The organism is Paramicrobacterium chengjingii (assembly GCF_011751765.2).
GTDB classification, from domain to species: Bacteria; Actinomycetota; Actinomycetes; order Actinomycetales; family Microbacteriaceae; genus Paramicrobacterium; species Paramicrobacterium chengjingii.
Genome location: NZ_CP061169.1, coordinates 932,196 through 953,865, shown reverse-complemented (window position 1 = coordinate 953,865; position 21,670 = coordinate 932,196). Strand labels below are relative to the sequence as shown.

General features: G+C 60.6%; 19 protein-coding genes. 7 read left to right on the top strand and 12 right to left on the bottom strand.

Annotation, left to right across the window (positions count from 1 at the left end):
* The 3 genes from HCR76_RS04645 to HCR76_RS04635 all read right to left on the bottom strand — a co-directional run bounded on the left by HCR76_RS04645 (position 1) and on the right by HCR76_RS04635 (position 4,231).
* Complete coding sequence (locus tag HCR76_RS04645; protein WP_166988671.1) at positions 1 to 1,374, bottom strand: ABC transporter substrate-binding protein; 1,374 nt, start codon at positions 1,372 to 1,374, stop codon at positions 1 to 3.
* Between the two features lie 237 nt (positions 1,375 to 1,611).
* Entirely contained in the window at positions 1,612 to 2,703 is a 1,092-nt protein-coding gene (locus HCR76_RS04640) for a LacI family DNA-binding transcriptional regulator (RefSeq protein WP_166988669.1), read from the bottom strand.
* 94 nt (positions 2,704 to 2,797) lie between these two features.
* On the bottom strand, positions 2,798 to 4,231 hold the full coding sequence (locus HCR76_RS04635) for an NAD(P)H-quinone dehydrogenase (RefSeq protein WP_166988667.1): 1,434 nt from the start codon (positions 4,229 to 4,231) through the stop codon (positions 2,798 to 2,800).
* A 36-nt stretch (positions 4,232 to 4,267) separates the two neighbouring features.
* On the opposite strand from HCR76_RS04635, the gene HCR76_RS04630 reads away from it, so the two are divergent.
* Positions 4,268 to 5,101 carry a purine-nucleoside phosphorylase gene (locus tag HCR76_RS04630; RefSeq protein WP_166988665.1) on the top strand — a complete coding sequence of 278 codons (834 nt, stop codon included), beginning with the start codon at positions 4,268 to 4,270 and terminating at the stop codon, positions 5,099 to 5,101.
* Complete coding sequence (locus HCR76_RS04625) at positions 5,101 to 6,789, top strand: phospho-sugar mutase (RefSeq protein ID WP_166988663.1); 1,689 nt, start codon at positions 5,101 to 5,103, stop codon at positions 6,787 to 6,789. The genes HCR76_RS04630 and HCR76_RS04625 overlap by 1 nt, the downstream gene beginning before the upstream one ends.
* 21 nt (positions 6,790 to 6,810) lie before the next feature.
* Here the strand turns inward: HCR76_RS04625 and HCR76_RS04620 are convergent, their stop codons facing one another.
* Positions 6,811 to 7,980, bottom strand: coding sequence for an ROK family transcriptional regulator (locus tag HCR76_RS04620; RefSeq protein ID WP_166988661.1), 1,170 nt, complete (start codon positions 7,978 to 7,980; stop codon positions 6,811 to 6,813).
* Between the two features lie 91 nt (positions 7,981 to 8,071).
* Between HCR76_RS04620 and HCR76_RS04615 the strand changes: the two genes are divergently transcribed.
* From HCR76_RS04615 to HCR76_RS04605, 3 genes are all read left to right on the top strand, one after another.
* Positions 8,072 to 9,682, top strand: a complete 1,611-nt coding sequence (locus tag HCR76_RS04615) for an arylsulfatase (RefSeq protein ID WP_166988659.1) — start codon at positions 8,072 to 8,074, stop codon at positions 9,680 to 9,682.
* Between the two features lie 273 nt (positions 9,683 to 9,955).
* The gene (locus HCR76_RS04610) at positions 9,956 to 11,383 is read left to right on the top strand and encodes a sulfatase family protein (RefSeq protein ID WP_166988657.1); all 1,428 of its coding nucleotides are present in this window, start codon (positions 9,956 to 9,958) and stop codon (positions 11,381 to 11,383) included.
* A gap of 78 nt (positions 11,384 to 11,461) precedes the next feature.
* A complete protein-coding gene (locus HCR76_RS04605) occupies positions 11,462 to 12,823 on the top strand; it encodes a sugar porter family MFS transporter (protein ID WP_166988655.1) in 1,362 nt (453 codons plus the stop codon).
* Positions 12,824 to 13,008: 185 nt separating this feature from the next.
* Here HCR76_RS04605 and HCR76_RS04600 read toward each other — a convergent pair whose 3' ends face one another.
* The 8 genes from HCR76_RS04600 to HCR76_RS04565 form a co-directional block, all read right to left on the bottom strand.
* On the bottom strand, positions 13,009 to 13,284 hold the full coding sequence (locus HCR76_RS04600) for a PTS sugar transporter subunit IIB (protein ID WP_166988653.1): 276 nt from the start codon (positions 13,282 to 13,284) through the stop codon (positions 13,009 to 13,011).
* Positions 13,281 to 13,739 (bottom strand): PTS sugar transporter subunit IIA, encoded by a 459-nt coding sequence (locus HCR76_RS04595; RefSeq protein ID WP_166988651.1) that lies wholly within the window; start codon positions 13,737 to 13,739, stop codon positions 13,281 to 13,283. The genes HCR76_RS04600 and HCR76_RS04595 overlap by 4 nt, the downstream gene beginning before the upstream one ends.
* 104 nt (positions 13,740 to 13,843) lie before the next feature.
* The gene (locus HCR76_RS04590) at positions 13,844 to 14,974 is read right to left on the bottom strand and encodes an adenosine deaminase (protein WP_166988649.1); all 1,131 of its coding nucleotides are present in this window, start codon (positions 14,972 to 14,974) and stop codon (positions 13,844 to 13,846) included.
* 177 nt (positions 14,975 to 15,151) lie between these two features.
* On the bottom strand, positions 15,152 to 16,777 hold the full coding sequence (locus HCR76_RS04585; RefSeq protein ID WP_166988647.1) for a GMC family oxidoreductase: 1,626 nt from the start codon (positions 16,775 to 16,777) through the stop codon (positions 15,152 to 15,154).
* Positions 16,778 to 16,832: 55 nt separating this feature from the next.
* On the bottom strand, positions 16,833 to 17,567 hold the full coding sequence (locus HCR76_RS04580) for an SDR family NAD(P)-dependent oxidoreductase (RefSeq protein ID WP_166988645.1): 735 nt from the start codon (positions 17,565 to 17,567) through the stop codon (positions 16,833 to 16,835).
* Between the two features lie 55 nt (positions 17,568 to 17,622).
* Positions 17,623 to 18,081, bottom strand: coding sequence for an HIT family protein (locus HCR76_RS04575; protein WP_166988643.1), 459 nt, complete (start codon positions 18,079 to 18,081; stop codon positions 17,623 to 17,625).
* Between the two features lie 126 nt (positions 18,082 to 18,207).
* On the bottom strand, positions 18,208 to 19,086 hold the full coding sequence (locus tag HCR76_RS04570) for an MBL fold metallo-hydrolase (RefSeq protein ID WP_166988641.1): 879 nt from the start codon (positions 19,084 to 19,086) through the stop codon (positions 18,208 to 18,210).
* A 45-nt stretch (positions 19,087 to 19,131) separates the two neighbouring features.
* Positions 19,132 to 19,992 (bottom strand): enoyl-CoA hydratase/isomerase family protein, encoded by an 861-nt coding sequence (locus tag HCR76_RS04565; protein ID WP_166988638.1) that lies wholly within the window; start codon positions 19,990 to 19,992, stop codon positions 19,132 to 19,134.
* Positions 19,993 to 20,099: 107 nt separating this feature from the next.
* On the opposite strand from HCR76_RS04565, the gene HCR76_RS04560 reads away from it, so the two are divergent.
* Positions 20,100 to 20,648 carry a TetR/AcrR family transcriptional regulator gene (locus tag HCR76_RS04560; RefSeq protein WP_166988636.1) on the top strand — a complete coding sequence of 183 codons (549 nt, stop codon included), beginning with the start codon at positions 20,100 to 20,102 and terminating at the stop codon, positions 20,646 to 20,648.
* Between the two features lie 157 nt (positions 20,649 to 20,805).
* On the top strand, positions 20,806 to 21,642 hold the full coding sequence (locus tag HCR76_RS04555; protein WP_166988634.1) for an alpha/beta fold hydrolase: 837 nt from the start codon (positions 20,806 to 20,808) through the stop codon (positions 21,640 to 21,642).
* Positions 21,643 to 21,670: the final 28 nt, after the last annotated feature.

The window sequence follows — 21,670 nt, the reverse complement described above, 5'->3', positions numbered from 1 at the left end:
CTAGTCCTCCAGCAGTTCCTTGATCTCGGCTGATGCCCGTGCGAGCGCATCGGCTGCGGAACGCTTGCCTTGCATCGCCGCGCTGGTCTCATTGGCGAGGATTTCTTGAATCGCGTTGGATTGCGGGGAGCGCGGGCGCCACATCTCACCATCCGCTGCAACATCAAAACCACTCTGAATCGTCGTGTAGACCGGCTTCAGCCATTCCTCGGCAGGGTCACTCGATAGCGTCGATTTCCTCGCGGGGAATGAGCCGAGGTTGTCTGATGCCCACTTCTCGCCCTTCTTGGAGCTCATCCACTGAAGGAATGTCCACGCTGCCTCTGGGTTGTCACTGTTCTTGAAGACAGAACCGCTCCATACGCCGCGGTGCGTGCTTGGCCCTTCGCTGCCTGCAGGCATGGTCTGTATGCCTACTTGATCTGGCGTCAGCGTCGTCACCGACGAATCTACGGCCGCGCTCTTAAAGGCGCTCCCCCAGGTGAAGAGCGTGGCAATTTTTCCCTGACGGAATGCGTCAAGGGGCTCGTTGTAGTTGTACGTGAGTGCCCCAGGCGGCGCGTATTCGAGAAGGTCAACCTGCGTCTGCAGAGCGGCCTCCCCGTCGGCGGTATCAAACGTGGGGTTCATATCGTCGTCGAAGAGAGCGCCGCCATTCGAGTTCAGCGCTGCCTGCCAGAACGGAGGCGATAGAACCCCGCGCACCCATGTCAGACCGGCTGCCCATGAGTCGGTCTCCCCATCACCATTCGTATCCTGAACTAGATCGGGAACCTGGCTCATGTATTCGTCCCACGTGAGCTCGGGTGTCGGTTCGGGGACCCCCGCTGACGAATAGAGGTCCTTGTTGTACATCATCACCAGCAGGTTTGACCTCAATGGGACGCCGTACTGGTGTCCGTCCCATTCACTTGCGGCGAGAGGTGCAGAGTTGAAGTCGTCCCAGTCGTAGTCGTCATCTGTCCACGTTGCAGCGGCTTCGTCCTTCAGGTCGAGAAGAACTCCAGCATCGGCGAGCTGCGGCGTCCACGGGTCGTCGAGAGTGATCAGGTCGTACTCGGGGTCTGGGCTTGTTCCGTTGAGCATGCCCTTTGCCAGAAGACTGTCGTACGGTGTGGAATCGATCGTGACGTCGATGTACGGGTAGGCCTTGTTGAACTCTGGGACAAGTTGTTCTTGCCAGGTTTCGGCGAACGCATCGTTGGACATCATCGTGATCTTCACGTGTTTATCAGCTGTGCCAAGACCACCGCCATCCTCGGCGGCGTCTGAGCTCGATCCGCATGCGGTGAGCGCGGAAACGCCTACTGCGGCAACAACAACGACGGATGCTGCCCGCCTGAACGTGGTTGCTCTGGTGCGTGTTAGGGACATGGGACTCGTCTCCTCATCATTGATTCGAAAAGTTCCCCTCGTGGGGTAGGCAATGCGACTCATGATCGGGTGATTCCCCTTGTGAGGGTGGTGCCGATCTGCGAGTCATCTGAAAGGCACTAAACCACACAATTGCAGGTATTGCAACGTTGCAACACAAAACTATTGCAACGTGGCAATAATTCGAACTCAACGCCGGGGCCCAGGAGATTTGTTGATACTGACGGTCGAGCGGCGTCAGCGGTGTTCGATTCCTTCTGTCGACTCCCTCAGTACGAGTTCGTGCGGAGCGACCTGACCACTCGGCTCGGCGGCGGGGTCGTCAATGCGACGAAGCAGAGCCTCCACTGCATAGGTGGCGACCGAATCGAGGTCAGGGGAAACCGTCGTCAGACTCGGCGCTGTAAAAGCGCCTTCCGGTGCGTTATCCCACCCGAGAACCATGACGTCTTCCGGCACACGGACGTCGTGAAGGCGGAAGGCATGAAGCAGTCCAATGGCGAGGAGGTCATTCGCGCAGATGATGGCGTCGAAGTCGCCGATTCGCCCGATGAGCGACTCTGCCCGAGCGAACCCTTCCTCTCGCGAATAATCGCCCTCCGGGCCAAACGACGCGTCTTCCGGGTCGCTGTGCGCAGCCCCAACGACAAGTCCCGGATCAAACGGGATCCCCGCCGCATCCAGCGCCTTCTTGTAACCCTCAAATCTGAGATCGGCCGTACCGAGAGTTCCGAGGGCGAGGTAGCCGAGAAACCCGATCCGCCGACGGCCCGAGGAAATCACGTGCTCGGTCGCCTCTTGAGTGGACGTCACGTTGTCGAGAATGACGTGATCGATATGTGGATTGAGCAAGTGCTCTCCCAAGAGGACAAGAGGCGTCGAGTCCCGGTTCTCCACGATCTCTTCCACGGTCATAGAGAGCGGACTGAAGATAATCCCGTCAGTCAGGATGCTCCCGTACCCTCGTGCGACGCGTTTCTCCCGCTCGATCCGGCCGTGCGTCTCGTCGATAAGAACGTCGTATTTCTCGCGCCCTGCCGCCTCGACGACAGCGTGAGCAAGCCTGGCGAAGTACGGGTGCGAGATGTAGGGAACAGCCAGGGTCAGCAGGTTGCTCTTGCCGCCCCTCAGCTGGCGCGCGGCGACACGCGGGCGGTAGCCGAGCTCAGCAATGGCCGATTCGACCTTCTCTTTGGTTTCCGGTCGCAGATATCGGTGACCGTGGATCACATTCGAGACCGTGCGCCACGAAACCCCCGCTTTAGCGGCAACGTCCTTGATACTCGGTTGCCGGTTCGTCGGCCGTTCGTCCTTGGCGGTCTCGTCCATGCTCACATTGTAGATGCGCGAAACAACGGGCCTTTCCACGTTGCACTTCGACGTACGAACAGAGCAAGACGAACCGCGAGATGTGAGCCGACAATCAGAGAACGATGTGCATTGCCCGCGCAGCATCCGAGATAGAACCCGTAAGCGACGGGTAGACCGTATAGGCGCTCGCTACCTCGTCGACGGTGAGCCGATGCTCAACCGCGAGCGCGAGCGGGAAAATCAGCTCGGATGCTCGTGGTGCGACGATGACCCCACCGATCACCGTTCCTGACCCTTGACGCGCGAACAACTTGACGAAGCCGTCACGCACGCCGATCATCTTGGCGCGTGGGTTCGCCGACAACGGCAGCTTGTAGATCGTCCCCTGCGCGATTCCCTCTTCAATCTCGCGCTGGCTCCAGCCCACCGTGGCAATCTCGGGCTGAGTGAAAATGTTCGACGTCACGTTGCGCACTTCGATGGGATTCACGACGTCGCCCATCGCGTGGAACACGGCGGTGCGTCCCGACATCGATGCGACGGAAGCGAGCGGAATCTCTGCTGTGCAGTCCCCCACTGCGTAGATGTTCGGAATCGACGTGCGCGAGACCCGATTCACGCGAATATGACCCGACTCGGTCAGCTGCACGCCCGCTTCTTTAAGGCCGATGTTCTCGGTGTTGGGCACCGAGCCGACGGCGACGAGACAGTGGCTGCCCTCAACGGTGCGTCCGTCTGTGAGCGTCGCGATGACGCCATTCTCAGTGCGCTCGACCTTCTCGGCGCGCGACTTGTTCAGCACGTTCATACCGTCGCGCTTAAACACGCGTTCGATCACATTCGCCGCGTCGATATCTTCGCCAGGCAGCACTCGGTCGCGGCTCGAGATCAGCGTCACCTTCGCGCCGAGCACACAGTATGCAGAGGCAAACTCCGCCCCGGTTACACCGGAACCCACAACGATCAAATGCTCGGGGATGCTGTCGAGTTCGTACAGCTGCGTCCACGTGAGAATTCTCTCCCCGTCGGGCCGTGCAGTGGGAAGTTCTCGCGGCGACGCGCCAACAGAGACCACGATCGTGTCGGCTTCGACCTGGTCGAAATCTGTGCCGCCGCGGCCGGTTGAGATGATCACTGAGTTGTCACCCTCAAGCCGCCCCTCCCCCTGCACGATGCGAACTCCCGCATGCACGAGATTCGCCCGCATATCTTCAGACTGCTGCCGCGCCAGCGACGTCAGCCGCTTGTTCACCGCAGACAGGTTCACCGTGACCTCGGGGCGGATCGGCTTGCCTGTCGTGTCATGGCGCGCAAAGAACTGAACCCCCAGATCTGAAGCGCCGCTGATCGACTTCGCGGCTTCGGCCGTTGCGATCAGTCCCTTCGACGGCACGACGTCGGTGATCACCGCGGATCCTCCGACTCCAGCCCTCTCGATCAGGGTGACTTCGGCACCGAGCTGAGCGCCCGAGAGTGCCGCCTCATACCCGCCGGGGCCTCCGCCAACGACAGCGATTCGCTGCTTGCGTTCAAACTCATACGCCATATCCACGAGTCTATCTGCACCGCTTAGACTGGGTGGATGCCAGAGATGCACACAAACCCGCTGGATGCTGCCACAGCTGACCCGTTCGAGGTCGCACAGCTCGCCGCGGACGATATCGCCAGAACCACGGGCGTCGATCACCACGACATTGCGCTCACGCTCGGCTCCGGCTGGGGCAAGGCCGCCGATCTCATCGGAGAGACGACGGCGACGGTGCCCGCGACAGAGATCACCGGATTCTCGAAGCCAGCGCTCGACGGACACGTGGGCACGATCCGCTCCATTCTGCTGCTGAGTGGCAAACGAGCTCTGGTGATCGGTGCTCGCACGCACTATTACGAAGGACACGGCGTTCGCCGCGTCGTCCATTCGGTGCGCACGGCCGCCGCCGCGGGCGCCAAGACGATGATCCTCACCAATGGCGCAGGCGGCATCAAGAAGCATTGGACGCCCGGGACCCCCGTGCTGATCAACGACCACATCAACCTCACGTCAGACTCCCCGCTCGAGGGCGCGACCTTCGTCGACCTGACAGACCTCTATGCGAAACGTCTGCGCGACATCGCCCACAGCGTCGATCCGTCACTCGACGAAGGCGTTTACTGCCAGTTCCGCGGCCCGCACTATGAGACACCGGCCGAGGTGCAGATGGCGAAGACGCTCGGCGGACACATCCTCGGAATGTCGACGGCCCTCGAGGCCATCGCCGCCCGCCAGGCTGGAATGGAAGTGCTGGGCATGTCGCTCATCACGAACCTCGCCGCCGGCATTCAGGCAACGCCTTTGAGCCATGAAGAGGTGATCGAAGCCGGTCGCGCCGCAGAGGCTGCGATCAGCTCCCTTCTTGCACGAATCGTCACGGAGCTGTAATGGCTGAGAACGCACACGACCCCATCATCGACACGGCCAAGGCGTGGCTTGCCCAAGATCCAGACGAGATCACGCGCGTCGAACTCGACACGTTGGTTCGGGATGCTGACGCGGGAAGCGAGATCGCCCTCGACGAGCTTCACTCCCGTTTCGATTCCCGGCTCTCCTTCGGCACAGCAGGGCTTCGCGGCCGCATCGGGGCCGGATCGGCTCGCATGAACCGCGTTCTCGTTTCACAAGCCGCCGTCGGACTCGCAGCGTTCCTGCGATCCCGCGAGGCATCCCCCACCGTTGTGATCGGCTACGACGGTCGCACAAACTCCGATGTCTTCGCTCGCGATACTGCGGAGCTCATGGCGGGCGCTGGTGTTCGTGCCATTCTTCTGCCGCGGCTTCTGCCCACGCCCGTTCTCGCCTTCGCCGTGCGCCACCTCGGGGCATCCGCCGGCGTGATGGTGACGGCGAGTCACAACCCACCTCAAGACAACGGCTACAAGGTGTATCTCGGCGGTGACGACGACGGATCGCAGATCGTGCCGCCCGTGGATGGCGAGATCGCAGAGCAGATCGAACGCGTCGCCCGCGAAGAGAACGTTCTCGAGCTGCCCCGCAACGCGGAGTTCGAAACGGCAGACGAGTCCGTCGTCGATGCGTATGTGGCGGCAACGGCTGCCCTACTCCCCCGCGGCGCAGAGAAGCTCAGCGTCGTCTATACGGCGATGCACGGCGTAGGCTGGCGCACGTTCTCGAGCGTCATCGAGGCGGCCGGCTACTCCGGAATCGCGTCGGTTCCCGAGCAGCAGGAGCCCGACGCTGACTTTCCGACGGTGTCGTTCCCCAACCCGGAGGAACCCGGCGCACTCGACCTCTCGTTTGCGCTCGCCCGCGAGGTCGGTGCAGAGCTCATCATTGCCAACGATCCCGATGCCGACCGCTTGTCGATCGCGATTCCCGACGTAGAGAGTGCTGAGGGGTACCGTCAGCTCACCGGCAACGAGGTGGGGTGGCTTCTCGGCTGGGATGCTGCCCGCAAGGCGGCGGCCTCCAACCTCGACGACGCTGCACTCGCGTGCACGATCGTGTCGTCGCCCGCGTTGGGTGCGGTGGCAAAGAAATACGGGCTGAACTTCGTCGAGACGCTCACGGGATTCAAGTGGGTTTCACGCGTTCCCGGTCTCGTGTTCGGGTATGAGGAGGCCATCGGGTACCTTGTGAATCCGGATGCTGTCAAAGACAAAGACGGCATCTCTGCCGGCGTCGCTTTTCTCGCCATGGCTGCCGAAGGAAAGGCAGAGGATGTGAGCGTCGCGCAGATGCTCGATGGCTTCACTGAGACGTTCGGCTTCTTCGCGAGCGACCAGCTGTCTGTGCGCGTCACCGATCTCTCGCTCATCTCGGCGATCATGTCCGAACTGCGCGAGAACGCACCGTCGACGATCGGTGGCGTCTCGATTTCGAGTGTCGACGACCTGCTCGATTGCTCGGGCGATCTCCCTCCGACCGACGCGCTGCGCTTCTCCCTCGACGACGGTTCGCGCGTGATGGCACGCCCGAGCGGAACCGAACCGAAGCTCAAGTACTACATCGACGTCGCTGCCCCCGCCGAGCAGGCTGAGCACGCACGAGGTGTGCTCACCAGCATCCGCGACGATCTTGACGCGTTCTCGAAGCGAATCGCCGAGCGCTGACTTCGCTGTGAGCGCGCGGCCTCACGTTGCTCGCTTTGGTGTAAATAAGAGATACTCCAAGGCAGTCGCGGATCCGGCGCTCCCCCCTTCAGAGTCTCTGAACGTCGGCAGCGCAAATGTATAGCTGTCAATGAGCAGAGGAAATATCTCACTATCGACATTGGCAGCTAGCTCAGACAGGAAAGACGACGACGCCTCAGCCAAGAATCCGCCCATGACGATTGTTCGCGGTCCCATGAGGTTGATGACGCTCGCCAAGCCAAGACCTAGGTACTCCACGAGCTCGGTCAACGCTGACCTTGCCGACAGGTCGCCGTCGCGCGCGCGATCCTCGAGGACGTGCAGTAGAGACGATCCCACGTCTGGTCCGTCAGAAGCGCCCACTGCCTCCTGCAAAAAGGCGTCGGAGACGACAGTCTCGACGCATCCACGCGAGCCACAGGAGCAGGTTCTTCCGCTCGGGTCTACTCGCAGATGACCAAGTGAGCTCACTCCGTGCGCTCCGCTATAAAACGGTTCGCCGTTCAGAACCATTCCCAGCCCAGTCCCGGTCTGCGCGTAAACGTACGCGAGGTTGAGCTCACTCGGTCGACCGTACCGTTGGTCAGCAAGAGCCATCGCACGCACGTTGTGTTCAACCACGACAGGCAATCGAAGTCGCAATTCCAGGTGGTCGGCAATAGGCACGTCGTGCCAATCAAGGTTGATGGAAAGAACATTGGTTCGATGACGAATATCGGCCGAACCAGGCACCGCGACTCCCACACCGATTACTGCTGGGCCATGCCAAACACGCAGTTCGGCGTCAATCGCATCGGCGAGCAGTTCAAGTACCTCAGAAGGAGAAGACGAAACATCGAATCGAATCGACCTTTGGAGCCTCATGTTCGCTGCACCATCAGCGATTCCCACTGTGACCTCTCCGACGCCGATATGCGCGCCAACCACCGCAATTGCGCTCGGATTAAGCCTGAGTTTCGTCGCTGGCCGGCCCACTCGAGCAGGAGTGTCGGCTGAATCCTCGGTCAGGAGACCGAAGTCAAGAAGAGGAGCCACGATCTTTGTGATCGTTGTCGGGGACAAACCTGTAGCGACAGAAAGTGCCGCCCTCGACTGCGGACCGTTGTCGCGCAACAACCGCAGCACCCGGTGGTCGTTAGCCATGAGTGCAGGAAATCCGAAAGTGCTCATACTCCATCCTCTCGCGTCTCAGGATTGACGGATACTCGCTTCCTTGTTATTTTCCTAACTAGACTAATTAATTAGTACAGGATTGGTGCCGATGATTTCTGAACGCTTGGAGCCCACTCACGGTGCGAGAGCAGACTCTTCCCCAAATGTCATCGTGATCCTTGCAGACGACTTGGGATACTCGGATCTTGGCTGCTTCGGCGGGGAGATACGCACTCCGACCTTAGATAAGCTCGCCCATCAGGGCGTTCGGATGACATCGTTCTACAACACGGCACGATGCAGCCCGTCGCGAGCAAGCCTTCTCACCGGGCAGCATCCCCATCGCACGGGGATCGGGATACTCACTGACGACGATCGGCCCCACGGGTACCCCGGTTCACTTCGAACTGACGTTGCGACCATTGCCGAGCTGTTCAAGCAGAGCGGATACGAGACGGCACTTGCTGGGAAGTGGCATCTTTCCCATGACGTCAGCACACCCAATATCACGTGGCCCACGCGCCGCGGATTCGATGACTTTTACGGAATCCTTGCTGGCGCCGATAGCTACTTCAACCCACAGGGCCTGCATCACAACGAAGAACGCGTACGCGTCACTGATCCCGACTTCTACCTCACAGACGCGATAAGCGACCACGCTGCCGACTTCGTCTCCCGATCTCGTGCACGCCGTTCCCCCTTTTTTCTGTACCTCGCGTATACCGCACCGCATTGGCCTTTGCATGCGCCCGAAGCTGAGATAGACGCATATCTAGACACATATCGGTCGGGATGGGATGACCTGAGAGAACAGCGCCTCGATCGGCTCATTCAGGAGGGCCTGCTTCCGTCGAACATGCCCCTCAGCCGGCGCGATTCGAGCCAGCCAGGGTGGAGTGAGACTCCCCATAAGGGCTGGAACGTCCGCCGTATGGCCACCTACGCGGCCCAGGTCACCAGAATGGATGCCGGAATAGCCACCGTTCTCGACGCGCTCGGCGATGATGCCGAGAATACCCTGGTCCTCTTCCTCTCCGACAACGGCGCGTCGGCCGAGCCAATGCCGCCGCCCGGGGCAACAAACTTTGCCACTCGTCAACCATCTCGAACACGGGCGGGCAAACCGATCAGCATCGGCAATTCCCCTCAGGTTAGCCCGGGTGGCGAGGATACCTATTCGACGTACGGGACAGCCTGGGCAAACGTCTCCAATGCCCCGTTCCGGCTGTACAAGGAGTGGGTGCATGAGGGCGGTATCTCGACACCGTTGATAGCATCATGGCCCGCCGGATTGGGAAACTCACCACGGATCGTCGCCGAGCCTTTTCAACTCACCGACATCGTTCCTACGTTGATCGATGCAACAGGACTTCCGCCGCACGACGGTCCAGGACAGAGCATGCTCAGCTCCTGGCGAGCCGAGACGACCAGCCACGACGCTCCTTTGTTCTGGGAGCACCTTGGAAACTGCGCGGTGCGAGTCGGACCGTGGAAGCTCATTCGGTCCGGCTTCGGTGATTGGGCACTCTATGACATGAGGAAAGACCGAACAGAAGAACACGATAGAGCCAGCGATTTTCCCGAACAAGTCGCCCAGATGGCTGCTCTCTGGCAGGAATGGGCCGACGCTAACGGAGTCGTTCCGTGGGAAAAAATCGAGCCCCACCTTGCCTATACTCCTCGTCTGGAGCCCGCACTCGACTCGTCATCCGAATGGTGAACTCTCGATGCCATACACAACCGTATGTAGCTCCCTACCTGTCGCGTCGAGACAGGTCGGACGCTGCGTCCAGACCAGGAAAAAGAGAGCAGTGATTGCTCAACGTCACCGTGTACGCCAGACACCCTGCGATCAAGAACTCTTAGCACCGACGAGCGGTCGGGAACCGGAAATCACTCAGGACATGGGGGTGTCCTGTCGTGAAGCAGGGGCAATGAGACGCAAGCTTCATTGCACAAATCGAGTTTTCACTCTGAAGAAATGGAGCCAATCATGAAGCATAGTCGGCCCAACATCGCGATGATTCTGACAGATGATCACGCCGCTCACGCGATTGGGGCGTACGGCTCGATTGTGAACGAGACACCTCGAATCGACGAAATTGCGTGTCGCGGAGTCACCGTTGAGAATTGCTTTGCCACGAACTCATTATGCTCGCCGAGCCGAGCTTCAATCCTGACCGGAACGTACAGCCACGTCAACGGAGTAACGACACTCTCCACCCCCATCGACGCGAGCCAACCTACATTCATCAGCCTTTTGCGCGAAGCAGGTTACAGAACGGCAATAGTCGGTAAGTGGCATATGGGCCACGGTGAAGGACATGACCCGCAAGGTTTTGACTACTGGGACGTCGTGATTGACCAGGGCGAGTACAACGACCCACAGTTCTTGTCGGCCGAGGGGCTTCGTCGCGAAACGGGGTATGCCACGGACATCATCACTGACCTTGCTCTGAACTGGATCGATGGAGATGACAGCGACCGTCCGTGGTGCGTTCTCATCTATCACAAGGCCCCTCACCGGCCATGGATCCCTGATGAAAAACACCGTGGGATGTATTCCGCACCCATTCCACTCCCCCGCACATTCGCCGACGACTACTCGACTCGGTCCACCTCCACTCGTCGCGCGACGATGCGAATCGCCGATTTCCTTGCCGAGGAGGATTTGAAACAACTCCCTCCCGAAGGCCTCAGTTATGAGGATCTCGCCGCGTGGAAGTACCAGCGCTACATGGAGGACTATCTCGCGTGCGTTGCCTCGGTCGATGACAACGTCGGCCGTGTCATCGACCATCTCACTTCCAGTGGCGAATTCGACGACACACTCCTGATGTATTCCTCAGATCAGGGGTTCTTCCTCGGGGAGCATGGCTGGTTCGACAAACGCTTCATGTACGAAGAGTCTCTGCGCATGCCTCTCGTGATGAGCTACCCGCACCAGCTACCCGCACAGACGAGACATTCGCAGATCGCAACGAACGTCGATCTCGCCCAGACGATTCTCGAGGCGGCCGGCGTCGAAGCACATCCGCGCATGCAGGGCCACAGTCTTTGGAACCAACTCTGCGGCGAACCCGGTGAGACCGATCGCAACGGCATGTACTACCGCTACTTCGAAAATGAGGACGGTTTCCATCGTGCGCCAGCGCATTACGGGTATCGAACAACGCGGTACAAGTTGATCTACTTCTACAATGACGGCCTTGGACTGCCAGGAACCGGCCACTACACGTATCCCCCAGAATGGGAGCTCTACGACCTCGAAGCCGATCCAGACGAGACAAATAACGTCTACGACAAGTCTGCATATTTCCAGATTCGAGAGCAGCTGAAGGCAGATATGTGGCGTGAACAAGCCCTCCTGGGCGATGCTCCACACCCGTCACAGCCACGCCCAGAACTCATCGGTCCATAAGAGTTATCTCCCCCTTTTGCACTCGTTACTGGCTCGCCTGCTGGTAACACTCGTCCTTCCAACAAAGGAGTTGGTCTTATGACCTCCATCAAAAAGTCTCGTCGTTCCGCTGGCGTAGTGTATTTTTTCGGTGCCCTCGGCGCTCTCCTCTGGGGATACGACAACGGCGTCATTGCCGGTGCCATGCTATTCATTAAGAAAGACTTCGATCTCGATCCTGGCCTTGTCGGGCTGGTCACCGCGTCGATAACACTCGGCGCCGGCGCGGGCTCGCTGCTCTCCGGCGCGCTCGCAGACAAGCTCGGTCGCAAACGACTCATTCTCCTTGCCGCAGTTGTATTCAGCCTCGGTATCGTTGCGGCTTCGCTGGCTCCGAACCCGGCAATTCTCATTCTCGCCCGTCTTGTGCTTGGTCTTGGAATCGGAATTGTCGCGGTTTCAATACCGATCTACCTGGCGGAATTGGCACCTGCCGCGATCAGGGGTCGAGTCGGAACACTCACGCAGTTGATGATTGCCTCTGGGATTCTGCTTGCGTATATCGTGAACTATCTTTTCTCCCCAACGGGTGATTGGCGCTGGATGATCGGGGTGGCCATAGTTCCCGCTCTCGCACTTCTTGTTGGAGTTGTTTTCCTTCCCGAGAGTCCCCGCTGGCTCGTAAAACACGGGCGCGAAGATGAAGCTCGAACGATCCTAGCGATGCGGATACCTGCCGATTCGGTCGATGCGTCGGTAGCGGAGATTCATCGCACTCTTGCGGCCAGCAAGGGGTCTTGGCGCGATCTCATCCAGCCGTGGGTCCGCCCCGCTGTCATCGTGGCAGTTCTACTTGCGATCTTCGCTCAGCTTCTCGGCATCAACACCATCGTCTTCTATGCCCCGACAATCCTCAGTGCGATCGGATTCAGTGATCAAGTCGCATTGCTGAACACAATCGGATTCGGTGTCGTGTCGATCATCTTCACCGTCATTGCTTTTCGCATTGTCGACGTTGTCGGACGTAAGAAGCTGCTCACACGGGGGTCCCTTGTGATGGGCGGAAGTATGCTCGTCATGGCCATCATCTCAATCACCTTCGGCCTCACTGCCGGCCTCACTGGGTACCTGGCCGTTCTCTGCCTAGTCGTGTTCAAAGCCACGTACTCCCTGACATGGGGAACGGTGACTCGTGTCGTGCAGTCCGAGATCCTACCGCTCACTGTCCGAGGCACCGCATTGGGCCTTGCCGAGGTGTTCAATTTCGCTTCCACGTTCGTTCTTTCCGCGGTCTTTCCGATGCTCCTTGCGGGCGGGACAGGACTGCCGTTCTTCGTTTTCGCCATCATCGGAATTGCAGCGTTCGTCTTCGTACGTTTCTTCGTCCGAGAGAGCAAAGGACTAACACTCGAGCAGATTGAGGAGGACCTCCGCACGCGAAACCGCGACAGTGCACGATAACTCCAGGTGACTCGTCGTCTGACGTGTCTGACCGGCGGGGGCTCAGCGTGAAGCTGTGACCGTTTCTCCACGTCGAACGAGCTGACCCCTCACGTGCGCCTCCGCCGCCTGTTCGCTCCGAGAACACCTCATTGCAACCGGTTTGACGTCTTCCCGGCTGGTCGTCGAACGCCAGCGAGGAAAACTTAGCCCAGCGCCGCGTCGAGCTTGCGCTCGATTTCGTCGAGGTCGACGTAACTGTTGACCTCGACGACGTCGGCGAACGTGGGGCCAATATGCTTCACAAGCTCCGGTGACGTCAAGATCACCTGGGCGTCGGCGGCATCTTCTTGCACGTGGGCGACGTCGGTCGCGGTCACGGTCGCATCGATGCCGAGGCGTGTGAGCACTCGCTCGGCGTTCACCTTCAGAATGCCGGCGGTGCCGATGCCGACGCCGCACAACGTGACGATGCGCTTCATGACGTCACCTGCTCGGAGATGCCGAGAATGCGCCGCACCTCGTCTGGCGTCGACGCAGCAGCAAGCGCATCGATCGTCGACGCGTCGTTGAAGGCGTTCGCGAGGGCTGCAACACCGGCGACGTGCTCCTCGGGCGTGCACACGGCAAGTCCGATCACGACAGAAACCGGGTCGTTGTGCGGATGCCCAAACGGAACCGGGTCAGCGAGCGTCACGACCGAGAGCCCCTCGGCGTGCACGTCTGGGCCCGGACGAGCGTGTGCGAGTGCGAGCCCCGGTGCGATCACGATGTATGCGCCGAACTCCTCAACGACGCGCACCATTCGCTTCGCGTACTCGGCGGTGACGGCGCCGCTGGCTTCGAGGGCCCTTCCTGCAAGCATCACAGCCTGCTTCCAGTCGCGCGCCCGCGCACCAATGTTCAGGGCGGAATCGGGAAGCGGTGGCAACGACATCGGCACTCTCAGAAGCTCAGTGTGGGCATGTGACGCTCGCACCCGGAGATCGGATGAGCGCGCCCAACGCCCTCCATTTTAGGCGAGTCGCTTCGATGACTGGGTCAGGCGCCGTAACTCTCGGCGTCTTCAAAGCCCTGACTGATGACGTCGACGAGGTCTTCCCGGTCTTCCAAGGGCAAAAACGCAGACTGCGCGGCATTGAGCTGGAACGTCTCGATGTCGGCGAGGTCGTACGAGAATGCGTCGGCGAGCAGCGCGAGTTCACGCGTCAGCGTCGTGCCTGACTGCGTACGGTTGTCGGGGTTCACAGTGACGCAGAAGCCCAGCTGGTACAGCACGTCAAACGGATGATCAGCGATCTCGGTGCCCCACGCGTCGATCGCTCCGGTCTGCAGGTTCGACGATGGGCTGAGCTCGAGTGCGACCTCGCGATCTTTCACCCACTCAGCCAGTCGGCCAAGCGAGACGAAGGTGTTCTCGTCGTCGCTGCGCACCGTCGAAATGTCTTCGGCAAGGCGCACGCCGTGCCCCAGCCTCAGCGCGCGCCCGTCGACGAGGGCGCTCTCAATGGACTGCAGCCCGTCGGCCTCGCCCGCGTGCACGGTGACCGGCAGGTAGTTCTGCGCAAGGTAATCGAACGCGAGACGGTGTCGGCTCGGAAGAAAACCTGCTTCAGCGCCGGCGATGTCGAATCCGACAACGCCGTTGTCGCGGTGACGCACGGCGAGCTGGGCGATCTCGAGCCCGCGATCGGCGTGCCGCATTGCGGTGACAAGTTGACCGACTCGGATGCTGCGACCGGCGCGCTCAATGTCCGCAACGCCCGCTTCAAGCCCCGCCTGCACCGCTTCAACTGCCGCATCGAGGCTGAGACCCCGCTCGAGGTGCTGCTCGGGTGCCCACCGCACTTCTCCGTAGACGACGCCGTCGTCGGCGAGGTCGTGCACGAACTCCCGGGCAATGCGCTCAAGGGCATTCTCGGTCTGCATCACAGACGTTGTGAGGTCGAACGTTGAGAGGTAGTCGACGAGATTGCCTGCGTTGCACTGTGACACAAACCAGTCGGCCAGGTCATCGGCATCCGTCTCGGGCACGCTGACACCTTCGTCGTCAGCGAGGTCGAGGATGGTGGCGGGGCGCAGCCCGCCGTCGAGGTGGTCGTGAAGCGACACCTTGGGCACGTCGCGAAGGTTAACGCGGCCGAGCGAATAGTCCTCATCGAGATCAGTCACGCCCTCAGGCTATCGTGCGGAGCCAGCCGTGAACAGAGCGTACTCACGGTGTCTGCGGCGCGGCAGAGCGCGCGCAATGCAACAGCATCCTGACGCGCCAGACAGAGCCCGGTCACGACCGTCACGCCAGCTTGCTTACCGGAGAATCGCGTTCACGAGACTCGGATGCTCATGGGGTCAGCGCAATTCACCCGTAAGAATCTCGACTGCGCGTTCGCCAATCACCATGGACGGGGCCATCGTATTCGCAACCGTCACGTGAGGAAGCACCGAAGCGTCGGCGACGCGGAGTCCCTCGATTCCATACACCTTGAGCTGGGCGTCCACGACGGCTCCATCATCGCGTCCTATCCGGCAGGTTCCGCTCTGATGCCAATAGGTCTCCACGGCGTTCCGCACGAACGCCTCGACCTCATCCGTCGCGGACGTCGCGGGTGCTGCTTCCCGTTTCACGAAGGGGCGAAGCGCCCGGGAATTGCCAACCTCTCGGGCCATCGCGACGACGGCTCGAGCCGAGCGCAGGTCGTCCGGGTCAGCGAGAAAGTTCGTTTCGATACGTGGCTTGGCGAGTGGATCTGTGCTCGCCAGACGAACCCGACCGCGACTGCCGCGGCGCAGGCGCATTGCAGGCATCAGAGTGAAGCATCGTTCAGGCGGCGGGTATTGCGCCGCGCTCTCCGGAGAGACGGATGGCGCTGGTGAAACATACATGACGAATTCTGGCGAACCCGGCCGTGTTTCGTCCTCCCAAAAGCACACAGCCTGACTTCGCGTGGGCATGGGCAATGGCGTATCTGTCGCTTCCCACATGCAGGGCAGGCGGATGTGGTCGTCGAGGTTACGTCCGACGCCTGAAAGGTGCTGAACGACCGGGATGCCGTGGGCACGCAGCTCGTTTTCGTCGCCGATCCCCGACCGCATAAGCACGGCCGGCGTGCCCAACGCTCCGAGAGACAGCACTACCTCCTGCATCGCGTATGCGCGCAGGGGCTTGCCATCACAGACGAGCTCGACTCCGCGGGCACGGCCCGCAGAAAGCACAACACGAGAGACTGTCGTGTGGGTGAGAACAGTGAGGTTCGGCCGTCCCACACGGTGAGCGACGTACCGACGATAGGGAGTCTGCCGGACGCCGTTGTCGATGTTCTCTTCTCTGACAGCGCTGCCGGATTCCGACTCCATGAGGATGCCGTTCGAGCTGTCGAATCGCGAGATCCCGATCTGTTCAGCCCCATCGAGGAACGTCGTGAAGAGCGGGTGAACGTCCTGTGCCGGGCGAACCTTCATCGGCCCTCCCGTGCCACGGCGTGCGTGGTCAGGGGTGCCCTGCCAGTCCTCGATGTCTCGATAATGATCCAGCACATGCGTGTATCCCCACGCAGGGTCGCCCGAGACCTCGGCGTAGGAGTCCCAGTCGTTTCGATGGCCCCGGGCCCAGACTCCCGCGTTGATCGCGCCTCCCCCGCCGAGTCCACGACCCGTCGAGTATGCGATCCGGCGGCCGTTCGCGTACTGGTTCTGCTCGGTGACGTAGTCCCATGTTCGCTCGGTTCCGAGGTTGGCCGGCCAGAGGTCAGGGTCGTGCACTCGCACGTCATCGTCGTCGCCACCACTCTCAACGAGCAGCACCGTGACAGCTGAATCTGCCGCCAGCTTGCCTGCGACGACAGAACCCGATGAACCGGCACCACACACGATGTAATCGAACGTAAGGCCGTCCTCAATACGGTCAGCCATCCCGTGTTGACTGGGGAAAACCTCGGCCGCACCGTCAGCCGGCGTGGAATTGCGCTTCATCGTCATTGTCTCCTTAACTAACGTTGCACGCGAGGTTCTCCGGCCACAAACGCGGCTGCCGCTACACGCGCTCATCAACAGTGAATTTGTCGGCGACCTGATCCACCTGCCAGTCATCGGGGAGCGCGTCGTAGACCAATTCCGGTTCGATGCGCTCGGTGTGCAGTTTCCAATAAGCATCCGCGATGGTGTCGGGCTCTGCAGCGGGACCGCCGTGTCCAATCGCCGCAGCGAGAGCCACATGGCCCACGTAGACGCCTCGCTCTCTCAGAGATTCGTGCAAGTTCAGCGCCCAGTTTCGCAGACCTCCGGTGGCAATCTGCACGTTCGCTACTCGCGGGACAATCATCGGGCCAGATCCTGCTCCGGTAGTAAAGATGATTGTGCCTGTGCCGCGTGACAGCATGCCTGGCAATACCGAACGAACGGCAGTGATGCCCCCGCGAATGTACATGTCGAACTCGGGCAGCACCGACTCAACAGTGACCTCACTCGCGTCAATGAGAGGTCGTGCCAGCATGTCGGCTTTTGTGGGCGCGGGCGAGAATTCCAGGACGTCAATTCCACCGAGCCTCTCCTCCGCCGCTCTCAGTGCGGAACGCAGGCTGTCAGGGTCGCTGACGTCCGCGGGAAACGCTGCCGCCTCGTGGCCGTCGTCTCGCAGCATTGCCGCGAGCCTTTCAAGCGGTTCTTCACGACGCGCGAGCAGCGCAATTGAAAAACCCTCGCGCGCGAAACGTCGGGCGATGGACATTCCCAGCTGGGGCCCGGCGCCCACGACGGCAAGCGTGTTCATGGTGACCTTTTCCTTCGGCGTACTTGCGCCTCATAATGTCTATTTCTTTGCCACATCACAGGACACGTCGTGTCTCTCGAGACGGCGCTCCAGCATCCGCAGTCTGTTTATAGCCGAGCTCACGCAAGGCATCACGGAGTCTCTCTGCGGCGGCATCTAGTGCTGACTCGTCTTCTTCCTGTGTGACCTCGGTGAAATCAAAATCCGACATGTCCCAGACGGGGGCCACATGTATGTGCAAGTGCGGTACCTCAAAGCCGGCAATGACAAGACCGGCGCGCGGAGCATCCCATGCCCGCTCCACACCGCGACCGATCGCCTTGGCCACCTTCATGCAACGCCATAGCGTCTCCCCGTCAGCGTCCGTCCAACGGTCCACTTCGCGCCGAGGAACGACGAGAGTATGACCGACGCGCAATGGAGCAATACTCAGAAATGCGACGACGTCGGGATCTTGCCAGACAAAATGGGCAGGGAGCTCACCAGCAATGATGCGGGAGAACAGGGACGTCATAAAGCGAATCCTTTCCGACATGAATCTTGATCGTTTCTGTCCGGAATCGCCCTGTGACGATTCCAATGTCTCAGTTCTTGCGGAGATCCCATCGCTGGAATCCTTAGCCAAGGGCATTACATACGTTCAGGCCAGCGGCTCCCAGCTGAACGAATCTCCGGCGCGCCGGACCCGACCAAAGGGTACGTCGGCAAAGTGAATTCCGAATCCGATGGTTTTCTCGTCGGCGAGTTGGCTGAGCACCCGGCGCCGGAGCGTGGACGACTCGCTGTCTGACGACTCACCGACAATCGGCCACTCCGGATGTGCAACCTGTACCGGAGAATGCAGGACGTCGGCGAAGGCAAACAGCTTCTCGTCTCCAGATGCCACCTCGAACCCGATTTGCCCGGGTGTGTGACCAGGCAATGCCACACAGCGCACCCCGGGGAACACCTCATCTCCGTCCGAAACGATGTGCACCTGTGTGGCGAGGGTATTCGCGATCGGTTCCGTTATTCCAAACGTTGTCTCGCGCGCCTCCCATTCACGTTGCGACAGCAGGTATGCGGCGTGTGTGAAGACGGGACGAGTTTCACCTGGCCTTGGATGCGCAGCCCAGCCCACGTGCTCAATGTGAAGGTGGGTGATCCCGATCTTCTCGATTTCGCGAGGGCTGCGCCCGAGCGTCGCGAGGCTGTCCAGAAAGGAGCCACCGTACATGCACGCCATGCCGTGCTCCATCATGGAAATCTGCTCAGTGAACGGTCCGTAACCAGCATCAATTAACATAGCGCGCTCACCGTGTTCGATGAGCAGTCCGCCGGCACTGATTGTCAGCCAGCCGGATTGATCGAGGAACTGGCTATTCTGAGTCCAGGTCTCATCCGACGTGGTCGGAAAGAGACTTCTCGGGACCATCTTGACGACGCCGTCTGGCACATAGCTCAGCTTGAGCTCTCCAACTCGCGCTGAGCGGATTCGTGCTGGCCGACGCAGCCGATCCTCGTTGTCCGGGCTGCCCATTGCTGCTCCTTCTTCCATTCTGAAACTCTGTGCCCTGCCCGCCCGTCACGAACGATGGGCCCAGGGGACGGATTCAAGTAGGCGCTCGAGCCGCAGTTCTCCATCGCGCGTCTGGCCACCGTGATCCATCACCACACGAAGCCGCTCGACAACGTCATCCGGGGATGGATAGACCTTCGCGTGGGCCGCGGCTTCCTCCGCCAGATACGGAACAAACCCGCTCGCTTCTGCCGCATCGAGTGCTTCCTTCGCCGCGGCAGTGACACCTTTCGGCAACCCAGCGATTCGACGCGCAAGCGCATCGACGAATGCATCGAGGCTCTCATCCGGCATCGCGCGGTTGATCCATCCGTATCGTTCGGCAACAGTGGTGTCGAAAAGCTCGGCACCCAGTACGATCTCCAGCGCGCGAGCACGCCCCACCAGTCGATTGAGGTATTGGGTGCCGCCGCCCCCGGGGAAGATTCCCATCAACGACTCGGGTTGAGAAAGCCACGTCCGATCCGCGGCAGCGAACCTCATGTCTGCGGCCATCGCTAATTCTGCGCCGCCCGCACGAGCATAGCCACGCAGCTTCGCAATGGTCACCTGGGGCAAAGTGCGCAGGCGCTCATTGAGCTGCTGAAGTGGGTTGAGGGCAGGGTCTGCATCGGCATCAACCAGCGCCGTGAGCGAGCCCGGATCGAACGACCATTCAAAGTCAGCGTGAGCCGAGAAGAATTCAGGGTTGGCCGATTGGAAAACGATCACATCGAGGCCGTCGTCGGATGCCGCTTCATCCGCAAACCTTCTGAGGTCACCCGCAAGTGCGGCGTCGAGTGTGTTAACCGGCGGATTGTCGATGGTCACCCACGCGATCCGGCTCTCCGCACGGACCAGCAGGGTTCCGTACTCGCTGTAGCTCATTTCTGCGCTCCTTAATGCACGACCGTCGTAGCGACCGTTCACGATTGTTTAGTAGCGATTACATAAAACAACGTAGCACATTCTTTAACGTGCGATACACTTTGGCCATGGCGGGAAGACCGAGGACCTTCGAGAAGGACGAAGTACTCCGAATTGCAATGCGCGCATTCTGGGAGCGCGGATACGACGGAGTCAGCGTCGCGCACGTGTGCGCAGAAGCGGGCATCGCCGCGCCGAGCCTCTACGCGGCGTTCGGCGACAAAGAGGCGCTCTTTGACAAAGCCTGTGCCCTCTACACCGAGCACCTCGACGAGGATCTGGAGCGCGATCTGTCGGCGCCCAGGGCACAAGAGGCAATCCAGCAGCTGCTCAGATCGTCGGCCGAGCACTTTACGACACCTGGACAGCCCCCTGGCTGCCTGATAATGGGCGAGCCACGGTTGGCCAAGAGACGCGAAAAGACCCGCATTCGCATCCGAGCGCGACTGCGCCAAGCGGCAGCCGAAGGTGAGCTCGCCTCAATCGCCGAAGCCGACGAGGTAGCCGCATTTATCGACACCGTGCTGTCGGGCATGGCTGCCGGAGCTCGGGATGGCGCCGACCGTGACCAGCTGTTGGCCGCCGCACGATACGCAGCCCGCGCGTGGCCGGTGTAGCGGTCCCGCGCACAAGGGGCCGAAGCGCCACGTGACTGCTCGATGGAAAAACAATGGAGGATTTCGTCGCGAGAGGGGTTGTTTAACTAGTAGACCGGTCATATAGTCATGATGGCGCAACACGACGAGCAATGAACAGCTCGGGGGAGAGAGAATCATGGGACGTATCACGGTCGGCAAAGAAAACAGCGCCGACATCGATCTTCACTACGAAGACAAAGGGACCGGGCAGCCCGTCGTGCTCATCCACGGGTACCCGTTGGACGGCAACTCGTGGGAGGCGCAGATCCCAGCACTGCTCGGTGCCGGCCACCGAGTTATCACCTACGATCGACGCGGCTTCGGCAAGTCTGCCCAACCCTCAACGGGCTATGACTACGACACCTTCGCCGCTGACCTGAACATGGTCATGGAAACCCTGAACCTCCACGACGCGATCCTCGTCGGCTTCTCGATGGGCACCGGCGAAGTCGCACGCTACTTGTCTACGTACGGATCCCACCGCGTCTCCAAAGCCGTTTTCCTCGCGTCCCTGGAACCGTATCTGGCCATCACAGACGACAACCCCGACGGAGCCGCCCTGCCCTCGTTCTTCGAAGAAATTTCCCGAGCCGCGTCGAAGGATCGGTATGCATTCTTCACAGGCTTCTACGCTGACTTCTTCAACCTAGACGAGAACCTGGGCACTCGAGTAAGCGAAGAAGCGGTGCGCAATTCTTGGAACGTTGCGGTTGCAGCCGGCCCGATCGCATCCGCCGCCGCGCCGCTCACGTGGTCGACGGACTTCCGAGCGGACGTCCCCCGAATCGACGTGCCGACCCTGATCGTGCACGGCACCGCCGACCGGACTCTGCCGATCGACGCTACCGGGCGCCGCTTTGCCGCGGCCCTGCCCGAAGCTAAGTACGTCGAGATCGAGGGCGCTCCCCACGGATTGCTCACTACGCACAGTACCGAAATCAATAAGCTTCTCCTCGACTTCCTCGATCAGTAAAACCGGTGAGCGAGCAATGGCGCGACAT